The 15784-nt window shown below is 69.1% G+C and carries 11 protein-coding genes; 7 read left to right on the top strand and 4 right to left on the bottom strand.

Annotated elements, in window-relative coordinates; genetic code table 11:
* The first annotated feature begins 181 nt into the window (after positions 1-181).
* The 3 genes from dcd (at position 182) to WT53_RS03780 (ending at position 3924) form a co-directional block, all read left to right on the top strand.
* Positions 182-751 (top strand): dCTP deaminase, encoded by a 570-nt coding sequence (gene dcd / locus WT53_RS03790; RefSeq protein WP_006398615.1) that lies wholly within the window; start codon positions 182-184, stop codon positions 749-751.
* Between the two features lie 81 nt (positions 752-832).
* A complete protein-coding gene (locus WT53_RS03785; RefSeq protein ID WP_059782305.1) occupies positions 833-3112 on the top strand; it encodes an arginine/lysine/ornithine decarboxylase in 2280 nt (759 codons plus the stop codon).
* Positions 3112-3924: a lysozyme inhibitor LprI family protein gene (locus WT53_RS03780; RefSeq protein WP_059824955.1), complete on the top strand. Its 813-nt coding sequence runs from the start codon at positions 3112-3114 to the stop codon at positions 3922-3924. Before WT53_RS03785 ends, WT53_RS03780 begins: the two co-directional genes overlap by 1 nt.
* An 87-nt stretch (positions 3925-4011) precedes the next feature.
* Here the strand turns inward: WT53_RS03780 and WT53_RS03775 are convergent, their stop codons facing one another.
* The 3 genes from WT53_RS03775 to WT53_RS03765 all read right to left on the bottom strand — a co-directional run bounded on the left by WT53_RS03775 (position 4012) and on the right by WT53_RS03765 (position 7115).
* The gene (locus WT53_RS03775; protein ID WP_034208118.1) at positions 4012-4695 is read right to left on the bottom strand and encodes an HAD family phosphatase; all 684 of its coding nucleotides are present in this window, start codon (positions 4693-4695) and stop codon (positions 4012-4014) included.
* A 96-nt stretch (positions 4696-4791) separates the two neighbouring features.
* Positions 4792-6201, bottom strand: a complete 1410-nt coding sequence (gene argH, locus WT53_RS03770; RefSeq protein ID WP_034208117.1) for an argininosuccinate lyase — start codon at positions 6199-6201, stop codon at positions 4792-4794.
* A 104-nt stretch (positions 6202-6305) separates the two neighbouring features.
* Positions 6306-7115: a helix-turn-helix transcriptional regulator gene (locus WT53_RS03765; protein WP_034208116.1), complete on the bottom strand. Its 810-nt coding sequence runs from the start codon at positions 7113-7115 to the stop codon at positions 6306-6308.
* A gap of 232 nt (positions 7116-7347) precedes the next feature.
* On the opposite strand from WT53_RS03765, the gene WT53_RS03760 reads away from it, so the two are divergent.
* Positions 7348-8100 carry a class I SAM-dependent methyltransferase gene (locus tag WT53_RS03760; protein ID WP_060258550.1) on the top strand — a complete coding sequence of 251 codons (753 nt, stop codon included), beginning with the start codon at positions 7348-7350 and terminating at the stop codon, positions 8098-8100.
* Positions 8101-8218: 118 nt separating this feature from the next.
* On the opposite strand, the gene ppc is transcribed toward WT53_RS03760, so the two are convergent.
* Positions 8219-11248: a phosphoenolpyruvate carboxylase gene (gene ppc / locus WT53_RS03755; RefSeq protein WP_060258546.1), complete on the bottom strand. Its 3030-nt coding sequence runs from the start codon at positions 11246-11248 to the stop codon at positions 8219-8221.
* Between the two features lie 207 nt (positions 11249-11455).
* Here ppc and hemC point away from each other — a divergent pair, with 207 nt between their 5' ends.
* The 3 genes from hemC to WT53_RS03740 are packed head-to-tail and all read left to right on the top strand — an operon-like array spanning position 11456 to position 15620.
* A complete protein-coding gene (gene hemC, locus WT53_RS03750) occupies positions 11456-12460 on the top strand; it encodes a hydroxymethylbilane synthase (protein ID WP_060258542.1) in 1005 nt (334 codons plus the stop codon).
* The gene (gene hemDX / locus WT53_RS03745) at positions 12460-14430 is read left to right on the top strand and encodes a fused uroporphyrinogen-III synthase HemD/membrane protein HemX (RefSeq protein WP_059782313.1); all 1971 of its coding nucleotides are present in this window, start codon (positions 12460-12462) and stop codon (positions 14428-14430) included. The genes hemC and hemDX overlap by 1 nt, the downstream gene beginning before the upstream one ends.
* Before the next feature lie 2 nt (positions 14431-14432).
* Positions 14433-15620 carry a heme biosynthesis protein HemY gene (locus WT53_RS03740; RefSeq protein WP_034208111.1) on the top strand — a complete coding sequence of 396 codons (1188 nt, stop codon included), beginning with the start codon at positions 14433-14435 and terminating at the stop codon, positions 15618-15620.
* Positions 15621-15784: the final 164 nt, after the last annotated feature.

The raw sequence follows: 15784 nt of genomic DNA, 5'->3' as shown, positions 1-15784 counted from the left end.
GTGAGCCGATGATCGCGTAAAATGTGCGCCTTTCCCGGCCGCCGCCTGGCGCGAGCGGCCCTTCCCGACTGTCACGCAGCGTTTCCTGGCGCCCCGATATGAAACGACCCCAACGCTCACTTCGTTCGCTGTCCCACGAGGGGACGGTCAGCCCCTCCGGGACGGCCCTGCGGAGGCTGGCATGAGCATCAAGTCCGACAAATGGATTCGGCGCATGGCCGAAGAGCACAAGATGATCGAGCCGTTCGTGCCCGATCAGGTCCGCGCGTCCGAGGACGGCCGCCGGATCGTCAGCTACGGCACGTCGAGCTACGGCTACGATATCCGCTGCGCGGACGAATTCAAGATCTTCACGAACATCAACTCGACGATCGTCGATCCGAAGAACTTCGACGAGGGCTCGTTTGTCGATTTCAAGGGCGACGTGTGCATCATCCCGCCGAATTCGTTCGCGCTGGCCCGCACCGTCGAATATTTCCGCATCCCGCGCACCGTGCTGACGGTCTGCCTCGGCAAGTCGACCTACGCGCGCTGCGGGATCATCGTCAACGTGACGCCGTTCGAACCCGAGTGGGAAGGCTACGTCACGCTGGAATTCTCGAATACCACGCCGCTGCCCGCGAAGATCTACGCGAACGAAGGCGTCGCGCAGGTCTTGTTCTTCGAGAGCGACGAGGTGTGCGACGTGTCGTACGCCGATCGCGGCGGCAAGTATCAGGGTCAGCGCGGTGTCACGCTGCCGAAAACCTGATCTGGTTGCATAACGTCTCACCAGTTTCCGGGTGACCGCTGCGCGTGACGCGCCGCGGTCGTTCTTTTTGGAGAATCGCCCATGAAGTTTCGTTTCCCCGTCGTCATCATCGACGAAGATTTCCGCTCCGAGAACATCTCGGGCTCCGGCATCCGGGCGTTGGCCGAAGCGATCGAGAAGGAGGGCGTCGAAGTCCTCGGCCTCACGAGCTATGGCGATCTGACGTCGTTCGCGCAGCAATCGAGCCGCGCGTCGTGCTTCATCCTGTCGATCGACGACGACGAACTCATGCTCGGCGAAACCGGCGCGGACGGCGAGCTGCCCGAGCTCGCGACCGCGATCATCGAGCTGCGCGCGTTCGTCGCCGAAGTGCGCCGCCGCAACGCGGACATCCCGATCTTCCTGTACGGCGAGACGCGCACGTCGCGACATCTGCCGAACGACATCCTGCGCGAACTGCACGGCTTCATCCACATGTTCGAGGACACGCCGGAGTTCGTCGCGCGCCACATCATCCGCGAAGCGAAGGTCTATCTCGATTCGCTCGCGCCGCCGTTCTTCAAGGAGCTCGTCAAGTATGCGGACGAAGGCTCGTACTCGTGGCACTGCCCCGGTCACTCGGGCGGCGTCGCGTTCCTGAAGAATCCGCTCGGCCAGATGTTCCATCAGTTCTTCGGCGAGAACATGCTGCGCGCGGACGTCTGCAACGCGGTGGACGAACTCGGCCAGTTGCTCGATCACACGGGCCCCGTCGCGGCGTCCGAGCGCAATGCGGCGCGCATCTTCAGTGCCGACCATCTATTCTTCGTGACCAACGGCACGTCGACGTCGAACAAGATCGTCTGGCACGCGACGGTCGCGCCCGGCGACATCGTGCTGGTCGACCGCAACTGCCACAAGTCGATCCTGCACGCGATCACGATGACGGGCGCGATCCCGGTGTTCCTCACGCCGACGCGCAATCATTTCGGCATCATCGGGCCGATCCCGCGCGACGAATTCAAGCCGGAGAACATCCGCAAGAAGATCGAGGCGAACCCGTTCGCGCGCGAGGCGATGCGCCAGAACCCGGACATGAAGCCGCGGATCCTGACGATCACGCAGAGCACGTACGACGGCGTCGTCTACAACGTCGAGATGATCAAGGACCTGCTCGGCGACCTGCTCGACACGCTGCACTTCGACGAAGCATGGCTGCCGCACGCGACGTTCCACGATTTCTACCGCGACATGCACGCGATCGGCGACGGCCGTCCGCGCACGGGCGCGCTCGTGTTCGCGACGCACTCGACGCACAAGCTGCTCGCCGGCATCTCGCAGGCCTCGCAGATCGTCGTGCAGGATTCGGAGAACCGCACGTTCGACAAGCATCGCTTCAACGAGGCGTACCTGATGCACACGTCGACGAGCCCGCAGTACGCGATCATCGCGTCGTGCGACGTCGCGGCCGCGATGATGGAGCCGCCGGGCGGCACCGCGCTCGTCGAGGAATCGATCGCCGAGGCGATCGACTTCCGCCGCGCGATGCGCAAGGTCGACGCCGAATACGGCGACGACTGGTTCTTCAGCGTGTGGGGGCCGGACAACCTGTCCGAGGAAGGCATCGGTTCGCGCGAAGACTGGATGCTGAAGCCGAACGACCACTGGCACGGCTTCGGCCCGCTCGCCGAAGGCTTCAACATGCTCGACCCGATCAAGGCGACGATCATCACGCCGGGGCTCGACGTCGACGGCGAGTTCGGCGAGACCGGCATTCCGGCCGCGATCGTCACGAAGTACCTGGCCGAGCACGGGATCATCGTCGAGAAGACCGGCCTGTACTCGTTCTTCATCATGTTCACGATCGGCATCACGAAGGGCCGCTGGAACTCGATGGTGACCGAGCTGCAGCAGTTCAAGGACGACTACGACAACAACCAGCCGCTGTGGCGCGTGCTGCCGGAATTCGTCGCGCAGCATCCGCGCTACGAGCGCGTCGGCCTGCGCGACCTGTGCACGCAGATCCACGACGTGTACCGCGCGAACGACATCGCCCGCCTGACGACCGAGATGTACCTGTCGGACATGGAGCCGGCGATGAAGCCGTCGGACGCGTTCGCGAAGCTCGCGCACCGCAAGATCGACCGCGTGCCGCTCGACGAGCTCGAAGGCCGCGTGACGAGCATCCTGCTCACGCCGTACCCGCCGGGCATTCCGCTGCTGATCCCGGGCGAGCGCTTCAACAAGACGATCGTGAACTACCTGCGGTTCGCGCGCGACTTCAACGAGCGTTTCCCGGGCTTCCACACCGACATCCACGGCCTCGTCGCGGAAGAGGTGAACGGCCGCGTCGAGTACTTCGTCGACTGCGTGCGCGACTGATGGCGACGCACGGACGACTCCGGACGATGCGCGCGGCGCTGGCCGCGCTCGTCGTCTGGGCGGCAGGATTGATGGGGCTCGCAGGCGCGGGTGTCGTGCATGCGGAAGTCGCGGCGGCCGACCCGATCGACGTCGCGATGCGGCAGTGCCTCGCGCGGCGCGACCGGTCGTCGCCGGCCGGCCAGATCCAGTGCATGGGCGAAGCGCAGCAGCAGTGGCAGGCAGTGATGGACGGCGCGTACCAGCGCCTGTCGAAGGATGCGCCGGCCGACGCGAAGCGCGGCTGGCAGGAGAGTCAGCGTCGCTGGCTCACGTGGCGCAAGGACGAAGTGCAACTGCTGAAGGCCGTGTACGACACCACGCGCGGCACCGCGTATGCGATGTCGAGCGCGGACCTGCAACTGCAGCCGGTGCGCGATCGCGCGCTGGCGCTGCGCGGGGCGGCCGACCGCTATGCACCGCCGCCCGCCGCCGTGCCGGTCGCGGCGACGAGCGGCGCGCAGGGCGGTGCGGCTGCACCGGCCGGCGCCAAGCCGGCGAACGCGCCGCGCGATCCGGCGATCCGCCGCGTTCGGCCGTGCGCGCAGGACGCCGCGTGCGAACACGCGCTGTTCGACCTGAACCGCTATTACCAGAAGCTGCGCCGCAAGATGCCCGCGCATTCGGCCGCGACGCTCGTGCGCGCGCAGCGCGCGTGGGTGGCGTTCCGCGATGCGACGGCGCCGCTCGTCGGCGAGGACGGCCGCGTCGACCTGATCGGTGCGCGCATCGCGACGATGAAGCGGCTGTCGGAGACGGCCGGCAACCGGTAGGCATCGCCGCGATGCCGATGATCCGGCGCGGCAACGCAAACGGGCACCTGAGGGTGCCCGTTTGCGTTGGCGGCCCGTGTGCGTCGCCTACGCGCTCTGCTGCGTGTCCAGCCGGCCGAACCACGTCGGCACGAGCGAGACCGCGTCGTCGAGCGACGCGAGCACGTGCAGGCTCAGCGCGACGATGTCGGGCGTCGGCGCCTTCAGGTCGGGCACGGTGACGACCGCGGCGCCCGCGCCGGCGGCCGACAGCGCGCCGAAGTCGCTGTCCTCGAACGCGACGCACGCGTGGGCCGGCACGCCGAGGCGCTCGGCCGCGAGCCGGTAGACGGCCGGGTCGGGTTTGCCGCGCGCGACTTCGTCGCCGCCCGCGATCGCGCGGAAGAACGGCAGCACGCCGACGGCGTCGAGCCGCGCGCGGATCACGTCGCGCGCGGACGACGACGCGACCGCGCACGGAATGCCGGCCTGCGCGAGCGTGTCGAGCAGCGCACGCGCGCCCGACTTCAGCGGAAACTTCGGATGGGGCTCAGGTGCGGCGAGTTGCTCGCGCACGCGGATGCGCACCGCGTCGAACGTGTCGGGGTCGCCGATCAGTCGCGCGAGGATCACCTGGCCTTCGGCGAACGAGCGGCCGACGATCTGCAGGTAATCGAGCTCGGTCAGCACGACGCCGTGCGCATTCGACACGTCGATCCACGTGTTCATGATGGTCCGCTCGGAATCGACGAGCAGGCCGTCCATGTCGAAGAGCGCGGCGGAAAAGGTCATCGGGGGCATCCGTGAAGCGGGGAAGGCGGCGGGCGGCGCGTCGGCCGCCCGAATGAAAAACGGACGCCGAAGGCGTCCGTCGGGGGCTGCAGCTCGTTACTTGCCCAGCGCGGCGCGGGCGGCGTTGACGGCCGCACGCACCTGGTCGGGCGCGGTGCCGCCCGGATGGTTGCGGCTTGCGACCGACCCTTCGAGCGTCAGGTAGCCGAACACGTCGTCGCCGATCAGGTGCGCGACGTTCGGCAGTTCTCGCTTCATCTCGTCGAGCGTCAGGTCGGCGAGGTCGATGCCGCGGTCGTCGCAGATCTTGACCGCGTGCGCGACGGCTTCGTGCGCGTCGCGGAACGGCAGGCCGCGCTTCACGAGGTAGTCGGCGAGGTCGGTGGCGGTCGAGAAGCCCTGCAGCGCGGCCGCGCGCATCGCGTCCGGCTTCACGGTGATGCCGGCGACCATCTCGGCGAAGATCCGCAGCGTGTCGGCGACGGTGTCGACCGTGTCGAACAGCGGTTCCTTGTCTTCCTGGTTGTCCTTGTTGTACGCGAGCGGCTGGCCCTTCATCAGCGTGAGCAGCGCCATCAGGTGGCCGTTCACGCGGCCGGTCTTGCCGCGCGCGAGCTCGGGCACGTCCGGGTTCTTCTTCTGCGGCATGATCGAGCTGCCGGTGCAGAAGCGATCGGCGATGTCGATGAAGCCGACGCGCGGGCTCATCCACAGCACGAGCTCTTCGGAGAAGCGCGACACGTGCGTCATCACGAGCGCGGCCGCGGCGGTGAATTCGATCGCGAAGTCGCGATCCGACACCGCGTCGAGCGAGTTCGCGCAGATGCCGTCGAAGCCGAGCGTCTTCGCGACCGCGTGACGATCGATCGGGTAGCTCGTGCCCGCGAGCGCGGCCGCGCCGAGCGGCAGGCGGTTCACGCGGGTGCGGCAGTCGCGCATGCGTTCGGCGTCGCGCGTGAACATCTCGACGTACGCGAGCAGGTGATGGCCGAACGTGACCGGCTGCGCGACCTGCAGATGCGTGAAGCCCGGCATGATCGTGTCGGCGTTCCGTTCCGCGAGGTCGATCAGCGCGCCGCGCAGGTCGTTCAGCAGGCCGCCGATGCGGTCGATCTCGCCGCGCAGCCACAGGCGGATGTCGGTCGCGACCTGGTCGTTGCGCGAGCGGCCCGTGTGCAGGCGCTTGCCGGCATCGCCGATCAGCGCGGTCAGGCGCGCCTCGATGTTCAGGTGAACGTCTTCGAGGTCGAGCTGCCATTCGAATTCGCCGCGCTCGATTTCGCCCTTGATCTGCGCCATCCCGCGTTCGATCGCGGCCAGGTCGTCGGCGCTGATGATCCGCTGCGCGGCGAGCATGTTCGCGTGCGCGAGCGAGCCGGCGATGTCGACGAGCGCGAGGCGCTTGTCGAAAAACACCGACGACGTGTAGCGCTTGACCAGCTCCGACATCGGTTCCGAGAAGCGGGCCGACCAGGCCTCGCCCTTTTTGTGCAGTTGGGACGTCATGGCGTTTCTTCGAAGGGGAGTTGGGCGGCGTGCGCCGCCGAGGGAATCCCGCGATTCTAACATTCGCGGGCCGGCCTACCGGCCCTTGCGGGCGCGGCCGGTGCTCAGTCGCGCACCAGCACGACGAGCTTCAGGTCCTCGCGGTGCGCGGGCTTCAGCGTGATCTGCTGGTACACGAGGCGGCCGTCGGCCGGGTGGTCGAATTCGCGCAACCCGCCTTCGCGCTCGAACACGTCCTGGGATGCCCAGTACTGCGCGAACGCGTCGCTGCCGGCCGTCAGCGCGTCGATCAGCGCGCGCGTCGGCGCATCGGTCAGGTGGCGGATCGCATCGGCGCGGAATTCGGCCGCGAGCCGCCGCGCGCGGGTTTCCCAGTCGACGATCAGCGTGCGGGCGGCCGGCGACATGAACGTGAAGCGCAGCAGGTTGCGGTCGTGCTCGCCGTCGAGCCAGCCGGAAAACAGTGCGGCGGCCGGCGCATTCCACGCGAGCGCGTTCCATTGGCGGTCGAGCACGTAGGCGGGCGTCGCGATCGCCGCGACGGTCGCGGCGAGCGTCGGCGGCAGGTCGCCGCCCGCGACATCGGGCTCGGCCGGGTCGCGCTGCGCGGCCAGCTCGAACAGGTACGCGCGCTCGGCCTTCGACAGTTGCAGCGCGACGGCGATCCGGGCGAGCGCGTCGGCCGACGCCGATACGGGCCGGCCCTGCTCGATCCACGTGTACCAGGTCGGGCTGACGCCGCACAGCTGCGCGACTTCCTCGCGCCGCAGCCCCGGCGTGCGGCGGCGCGGGCCGGGCGGCAGGCCGACCGCCTGCGGCGACAGTCGCTCGCGATGGGCGCGGATGAATTCGCCGAGCGCGCGAGCGGGCGTGGCGTCGAGCGGCGGGACGGGAGCGGAGGACGGCTGGTTCATGCGGAAACGGCGAAATGGAGACGAAGACGCGGCAACGATCCGTCTGCAACGATCAGACAGGTGGATCGAATACCAGAATAACTGCTTAACTTGTACTGGTACACGTGCGGGCCTATTGTAGCGGCTCGCGCGCCGGCAGGACACAGCGTGCGTCCCACGAGACGTTGCACGGGGCCGGATCGCGCGCGGGCGCGCCGGGTTCGGCCGGCTGCATCAAGAAAAGGAGCGAACGATGAAACACCACGACCAGGTCGCCGACGCATTCGGCACGACGGCCGCCGCCTATCTGACGAGCACGGTTCATGCGACGGGCGCCGACCTGCAGACGCTCGCCGACGCGGTGCGTGCGACGCCCGATGCGGCGGTGCTCGATCTCGGTTGCGGCGCCGGCCACGCGAGCTTCGCGGTCGCGCCGCACGTGCGCGACGTGGTCGCGTACGATCTCGCCGCGCCGATGCTCGCGACCGTCGACGCGGCCGCACGCGCGCGCGGGCTCGCGAACATCCGCACGCAGCAGGGCCCGGCCGAGCGGCTGCCGTTCGACGCCGCGACGTTCGACTGGGTCGTGAGCCGGATGAGCGCGCACCACTGGCACGACATGCGCGCGGCGCTCGCCGAGGTGCGCCGCGTGCTGAAGCCGGGCGGCCGCGTGCTGATGATCGACATCGCCGGCAACGACCACCCGCTCCTCGATACGTACCTGCAGGCCGCGGAAGTGCTGCGCGACGCGTCGCACGTGCGCGACTACCGCGCGGACGAATGGCTCGCGATGTTTCGTGCGGCCGGTTTCGACGCGCAGGTGCACAGCCGCTGGCGGTTGCCGATCGATTTCGACACGTGGGTCGCGCGCATCCGCACGCCGGCCGACAGCGTCGCCGGCATTCGCGCGCTGTGGGCGCATGCGCCGGACGAGGTGCGCGGCTATTACGCGGTGCAGCCCGACGGTTCGTTCGAGCACGATGCGTTGCTGATCGACGCGCGCTGAGCGTGCGGCGCACGCCGCGCCGTTTCTCGTCGCATGAAAAAAGCCGCGATACGCATGGGCGCGTATCGCGGCTTTCGTTGTCCCGGGCGGCGCGGAATGCACCCGCGCCGCGCGCGGATCAGCCGGTGTTGCGCAGGCCGGCCGCGATCCCGTTGATCGTCAGGTGAATCCCGCGGCGCAGCCGCGCGTTCGTGTCGCCCGCGCGGTGACGCTTGATCAGTTCGACCTGCAGGTGGTTCAGCGGATCGAGATAGGGGAAGCGGTTCTTGATCGAGCGCGCGAGCAGCGGGTTGGTCGCGAGGCGGCCTTCGTGCCCGGTGATTTCCGCGAGCGCCTGCGACGTGCGCTCCCATTCCGCGACGATCCGCTCGAACACGTGCTTGCGCAGCTTGCGGTCGGGCACGAGTTGCGCATAGCGCGACGCGACCGCGAGATCGGTCTTCGCGAGCACCATGTCCATGTTCGACAGCAGGTTCGAGAAGAACGGCCAGGTCTTGTTCATCTTCTTGAGCAGCGCGACGCGTTTCGCGCGTTCTGCGTCGTCGGACGCGCCGTCGAGATACGCGCTCACCGCGCTGCCGAAGCCGTACCAGCCGGTCAGCAGCAGCCGGCACTGACCCCACGAGAAGCCCCACGGAATCGCGCGCAGATCCTCGATCTTGCGCTGCTTCGGATCCTGCAGCTTGCGCGACGCCGGGCGGCTGCCGATGTTCAGCTCGGCGATCTCGGTGATCGGCGTCGACGCGAAGAAGTAGTCGGTGAAGCCCGGGGTTTCGTAGACGAGCGCGCGATACGCGGCCATCGCCGCGTCGGACAGCGTCTGCATCGCGGCTTCGAACGCCGGCAATTGCGCCGGCGCGTTCGACTGCGGCAGCAGCGACGCCTCGAGCGTCGCGGCGACGACCGTCTCGAGGTTGCGCCGGCCGATCGACGGGTTCGAGAACTTGCTCGCGATCACCTCGCCCTGTTCGGTCAGGCGGATCTGGCCGTTCACGGTGCCCGGCGGCTGCGACAGGATCGCCTGGTAGGTCGGGCCGCCCCCGCGGCCGACCGTGCCGCCGCGGCCGTGGAACAGCCGCAGCGTGATCTTGCGCTCGCGGAACAGGTCGACGAGCGCGAGCTCCGCGCGATACAGCTCCCAGTTCGACGTGAGGAAGCCGCCGTCCTTGTTGCTGTCGGAGTAGCCGAGCATCACTTCCTGTTCCGCGCCCTGGTGCGCGATCAACGCGTCGATGCCCGGCAGCGCGAAGTATTCGCGCATGATGCGCGACGCGTCGCGCAGGTCGGGGATCGTCTCGAACAGCGGGATCACCATCAGGCTGTTGCGCGCGTCGCCGCCCGGCACGCCGAGCGTGCCTTCGAGCAGGCCCGTCTCCTTCTGCAGCAGCAATACCTCGACGAGGTCGCTGACGGTTTCCGTGTGCGAAATGATGTAGTTGCGCACCGCGCGCGCGCCGAATTGCGCGCGGACCTCGCGCGCCTTCTCGAACACGCCGAGCTCGCTCTGCGCGAGCGCCGAGTATTCGAGGTACGGCGAGCGCAGCGGGCGCGGATCGGCGAGTGCGGCGAGCAGCACGCGCAGCTTGTCTTCCTCGGCGAGCGCCGCATAGTCGGCCTCGACGCCCGCGCGCGCGAACAGCTCGGCGACCACCGCCTCGTGGATGTCGGAGCTCTGGCGCAGGTCGATGCTCGCCAGATGGAAGCCGAACACTTCGGCCGCGCGCACGAGCGGCGCGAGGCGCGGCGCGGCGAGCGACGTGCCGTGGTGTTCGTCGAGCGACGCGGTCAGCACCTTCAGATCGGCAACGAACGCTTCGGAATCCTCGTACGGAATCGCGCGCACCGGCGGCGCGCCGCGGCCCGCGCTGCGCACGGGTACCGTGCCTTCGCCGACGCGCACGCGCGCGCTCGCGGCGAGCCGCGTGTAGATGCCGATCAGCGCGCGGCGATACGGTTCGTCGACACGGTGCGGCGACTGGTCGGGCGATGCTGCCGCGAGCGCCTTCACCGCGTCGCTCGCGCCGACCAGCAGGTTCGACACCGACAGTTCGGCGCCGAGCTTGTGCACCTGTTCCAGATAGTGCTCGAGGATCACCGCGGCCTGGCGGTTGATCGCCTCGTCGAGCGTCGCAGCGGTCACGTTCGGGTTGCCGTCGCGGTCGCCGCCGATCCAGCTGCCCATCTGGAAGAACGCAGGCACGCGGGCCGACAGGCCGTGCTCGGCGAGCGCGGCCTCGATGTCGCCGTACAGCGCGGGCAGCTCGTCGAGGAAGGTCGCGCGGTAGTACGACAGCGCGTTGTCGATTTCGTCGCCGACCGTCAGGCGCGAGTCGCGCAGCATGCGCGTCTGCCACAGCGCGGTCACGCGCGCGCGCAGCATTGCTTCGTTGTACTGGCGCTCGCGCGCGGTCAGTTCCTGGTCGCGCTCGGCGAGCAGGCGCGCGATGTCGTGCTGCGCGTCGAGGATGCTCTTGCGCTGCACTTCGGTCGGGTGCGCGGTCAGCACCGGCACGATCAGCGCATCGTCGAAGAAGCGTTGCAGCAGGCGCTTCGACGCGTTGCCGGTGGTTTTCAATTGATCGAGCGCGTACGCGACCGTGCCGGGCTGCGGCGCGGAGCCGGCCAGCGCGTGGATGCGGCGGCGGCGGTTGTGATGGCGGTCTTCCGCGATGTTCGCGAGGTGCGAGAAATAGCTGAACGCGCGCACGACGCTCACCGTCTGCTCCGGCGTCAGCTTGCGCAGCTTCTTCTCGAGCGTCTGCGCGGCTTCGCTGTCGTCCTCGCGACGGAACTTGACCGCGGTCTGGCGGATCGTCTCGACCACGTCGAACACGGTATCGCCTTCCTGTTCGCGCACGACGTCGCCGAGCAGGCGGCCGAGGAAGCGGATGTCTTCGAACAGCGGACGGTCCTTGTCGTCGCGCGCGCGGGTGCCGGCCTTCGTCGCGACGGTTGGGCGGGCGGCTGCGCCGGCGGCTTTCGTCGCCGTTTTTGTCTGACGTATCGGGTCTTTCGGTTTCGTTGCCGTGGGTTTCGTCGCCGTTTTCGCACGGCCGTTCGCGGCGGTGGCGAGCGTGCCCGTCGGGGCGTCGGAGGAGGGCAAGGCAGCATTGCGGCGCGCCGTACGCGCCGATCCGGAAGACTTCACGATGGGTTTCCTTGGGAAAGCTCGAGTCAAAAGGAACTGCGGAAACTGCGGGAACTGCGGTCAAGCAACCAGCTACGTGCGGCACATCCGCACCACGGCGCCGCGACCCGCACGGAGGCAGGCCGGGCGCAGGCTCCGGGCTCGGGCGGCCGGGGCGTGCGTGCTACCATTGTTCGGTCTTCAATCCCGTCCTTCGATGTTCCAGCAATGAATTCCGAGACCCCCGCGGCCGGGCCGCAACAGGCACGGCCGCCCGCGACGTTGACGATCGCTTCGCGCGAGAGCCGCCTGGCGATGTGGCAAGCCGAACATGTGCGTGATGCGCTGCGCAAATTATATCCAGCTTGTGACGTGAAAATCCTCGGGATGACGACGCGCGGCGATCAGATTCTCGATCGCACGCTGTCGAAGGTCGGCGGCAAGGGCCTGTTCGTGAAGGAACTGGAGAGCGCGCTGGCCGACGGCCGCGCCGATCTCGCGGTGCACTCGCTGAAGGACGTGCCGATGGCGCTGCCCGACGGCTTCTCGCTCGCCGCGATCATGGAACGCGAAGACCCGCGCGACGCATTCGTGTCGAACGACTACGCGTCGCTCGACGCGCTGCCGGCCGGCGCGGTCGTCGGCACATCGAGCCTGCGTCGCGAAGCGATGCTGCGTTCGCGTTATCCGCATCTCGAGGTCCTGCCGCTGCGCGGCAACCTCGACACGCGTCTCGCGAAACTCGATCGCGGCGACTACGCGGCGATCATCCTGGCGGCGGCCGGCCTGAAACGCCTCGGCCTCGACGCGCGGATCCGCACGCTGCTCGACGTCGAGGCCAGCCCGCCTGCGGCCGGCCAGGGCGCGCTCGGCATCGAGATCGCCGCGCGCCGCGACGACGTCGCCGCGTGGCTCGCGCCGCTGCACGACCCGCAGACCGCGCTCGCGGTCGAGGCCGAGCGGATGGTGTCGCGCGCGCTCGGCGGCAGTTGCGAGGTGCCACTCGCCGCGCACGCGGTGTGGCGTGCGGGCGAGCTGTACCTGACGGGCCGCGTGTCGACCACCGACGGCAAGCGCGTGCTGACGGCCGAGGAGTGCGGGGCCGTCGTGACCGTCGCCGATGCGCTCGCGCTCGGCCGCGCGGTGTCCGACGAGCTCGAGGCGCAAGGCGCGCTCGACATCGTCCAGGCGCTGCTCGCGGGCTCGCAGGCCGCGGGCAAGGGCGACGCCTGATGGCGGGCGGCGCGCGCGCGTTCACCGCTGTTCTGACGCGTCCGGACGGCCAGTCCGACGCGCTTGCGTCGCAACTGGCCGATGCCGGTTGCGACGTGCTCGAATTCCCGCTGATCGACATCGCGCCGGTCAACGATCCGGCGCCGCTCGACGCCGCGTTCGCGGCGCTGGCCGACTACGCGCTGGTGATTTTCGTGTCGCCGAACGCGATCGACCGCGCGCTCGCGCGCTACGGCGCGATCTGGCCGAACGCGCTGCCGGTCGGCGTGGTCGGGCCCGGCAGCGTCGCGGCGCTCGAACGTCACGGCATCGCGGCGCCCGCGCATCGCGTGATCGCGCCGCAGGCGCCGCCCGACGGCGGCGTGCCCCATTACGATTCGGAAAGCCTGTTCGCGAGCATCGAGGCCGCGTTCGGCGGCGCGCAGGCGCTGGCGGGCAAGCGCGTGCTGATCGTGCGCGGCGACGGCGGGCGCGAGTGGCTCGCCGACCGCCTGCGCGAGGCCGGGGCGGACGTCACGCTCGTCGCCGCGTACCGGCGCGTCGTGCCCGAGCCGCGCGTCGGCGCGTGGGAGCGCGTGCATGCGCTGCTCGACGGCCAGCCGCACGCATGGCTCGTCACGAGCTCGGAAGGCGTGCGCAACCTGCACGAGCTCGCGCGCGCCCACCTGAACGACGCCGAGATCGACGCGCTGAAGCATGCGCCGCTCGTGACGCCGCACCCGCGGATCGAGCAGACCGCGCGCGCATTGGGTTTTGATAGGATTACGCTGACCGGCGCGGGCGATGAGCGCATCGTCCGCGCGTTTCGAACGATGGCCGACGAGGCCGTCCAACCGGCGACAGCCGCACCGGTGACTAAACGCATGACAGATACCAACGATTCCAAAAGCGTCGCTTCCCAGCCGGCCGCTGCATCCGCACCGCCGCCCAACCCTCCTTATCTCGCGCCCGAGCCGCGTGCGCGCCGCGGCGGCAGCGCGGCGCTGTGGTTCGTCGTCGTCGTGCTCGGCTGCGCGGCGGGTGTCGGCGGCTACGCGCTGAACCGCAAGATCGATCGGCTCGACGGTACGTTCGTCGCGCGCCAGAAGGCGCTCGACGCGCAAGCGGCCGAAACGCGGATGAAGACCGAGCAGGCGCTCGCCGGCACGCACCAGGTCGACACGCAGCTCGCGCAGCTCGACGGCAAGCTTGCCGATGCGCAGAGCGCGCAGCAGGCGCTGCAGCAGCAATACCAGGACCTGTCGCGCAACCGCGATGCGTGGATGCTCGAGGAAGTCGACCAGATGCTGTCGAGCGCGAGCCAGCAGCTTCAGCTGACCGGCAACACGCAGCTCGCGCTGATCGCGCTGCAGAACGCCGACGCGCGTCTCGCGACGTCGCAGAGCGCACAGGCCGTCACGGTGCGCAAGGCGCTCGCGCAGGACATCGAGAAGCTGAAGGCCGCGCCGACAGCCGATCTCACCGGCCTCGCGATCAAGCTCGACGACGCGATCGGCAAGATCGACGCGCTGCCGCTGTCGGGCGAGGCGATCGTGCCGCACGCGGCGCCGAAGGCCGCGCCGGCCGACGCCGCTTCGTCGGTCGCCGCCGGCGAGCCGCGCTGGAAGGTGTGGTGGCACGACTTCTCGGCCGGTCTCGGTCAGCAACTGAAGGGCCTCGTGCAGGTGCGCCGGATCGACCACGCGGATGCGATGCTCGCGTCGCCCGACCAGGGCTACTTCGTGCGCGAGAACGTGAAGCTGCGTCTGCTCACCGCGCGGCTGTCGCTGCTGGCGCGCAACGACAGCGCGATGAAGGCCGACCTGCACGCCGCCCAGGCGTCGCTCGGCAAGTATTTCGATCAGGCGTCGAAGGACACGCAGACCGTCGAGGATCTGCTCAAGCAGGTCGACGGCGCATCGCTGAGCGTCGCGGTGCCGAACCTGAACACGAGCCTGAACGCCGTTCAGCAGTTCAAGAGCCGGGGGTAACGATGACGCTTCGAGGAATCGTCTGGCTCGCGGTCCTGTTCGCGCTCGCCGCCGCGCTCGCCACCGTCGGCCGTTTCGACGCGGGGCAGGTGCTGCTCGTCTATCCGCCGTACCGGGTCGACGTGTCGCTGAACTTGTTCGTGATCGCCATCGTCGTGCTGTTCATCGTCGTGTATGCGCTGCTGCGCATCGTGCGCAACATCTGGCGCATGCCGCAGCGGGTCGCCGCCTATCGCGCGCGCTCGCGCAACGAGAAGGCGCAGGCGTCGCTGCGCGATGCGATCGCGAACCTGTACGCGGGCCGCTTCTCGCGTGCGGAGAAGGCCGCGCGCGAAGCGCTGTCGGTCGACGCGAACCTGGGCGCCGCGAGTCTCGTCGCGGCCACCGCCGCGCATCGGATGCACGAGTACACGCGTCGCGACGACTGGCTGTCGAAGATCGACGCGCCCGACTGGCAGGATGCACGGCTGCTCGCCGCCGCCGACATGCGCGCGGACGCCCGCGATGCCGACGGTGCGCTCGCCGCGCTGGCCGACATGCAGGCCGGCGGCAAGCGCATCCACGCGCAGCAGGTCGCGTTGCGTGCGCAGCAGCAACTGAAGAACTGGGCCGAGGTGCTGAAGCTCGCGAAGGCGCTCGAAAAGCGCGAGGCGCTGCATCCGGCCGCGGCCGTGCGGCTGCGCCAGCAGGCGGCGGAAAACCTGCTGCGCGAACGCCGGCACGACCCGGACGCGTTGCTCGAAGTGTGGCAGTCGCTGTCGCCGGTCGAGCGCCAGTCGCCGCGTCTGGCCGATCTCGCGGCCGAGCTGCTCGTGCCGCTCGAGCGCCGCAACGAAGCGCGCCGGATCGTCGAGGACGCGCTCGCGCACAACTGGGATGCGCGCCTGCTGCGCCGTTATCCGGACACGGCCGGCGCCGATGCGCTGCCGCTGATCCAGAAGGCCGAAGGCTGGAAGAAGGATCATCCGGAAGATGCCGACCTGCTGTTCGCACTCGGCCGCCTCTGCCAGCAGCAGCAGTTGTGGGGCAAGGCGCAGTCGTTCCTCGAAGCGGCGCTGAAGCTGGCCGACAACGAGGCGCTGAAGGTGCGGGCGCATCGTGCGCTCGCCCGTCTGTTCGAGCATCTCGGCGAAACCGACAAGGCCGCGAAGCACTACCGCGAAAGCGCGCTCGCGATCACCGTGGTCTGACGCGGCGCTGCGCCGCGAGCGTAAAAGCCCCGAACGCCGAACGGCCTTCGGGGCTTTTTTTCGTCCGTCGCGACGCAGTGCGGACGCATCGCGCCGTCATCCGGTCGGCGAAGCATTCGGCCGCAGGGTCTTGCCTGTCCGGAATCGAAAACGCCCCGGCGGCC

Origin of the sequence: Burkholderia sp. MSMB2157WGS (genome assembly GCF_001532755.1) — a bacterium.
GTDB lineage: Bacteria > Pseudomonadota > Gammaproteobacteria > Burkholderiales > Burkholderiaceae > Burkholderia.
This window is presented reverse-complemented; position numbering and strand designations above follow the sequence as displayed.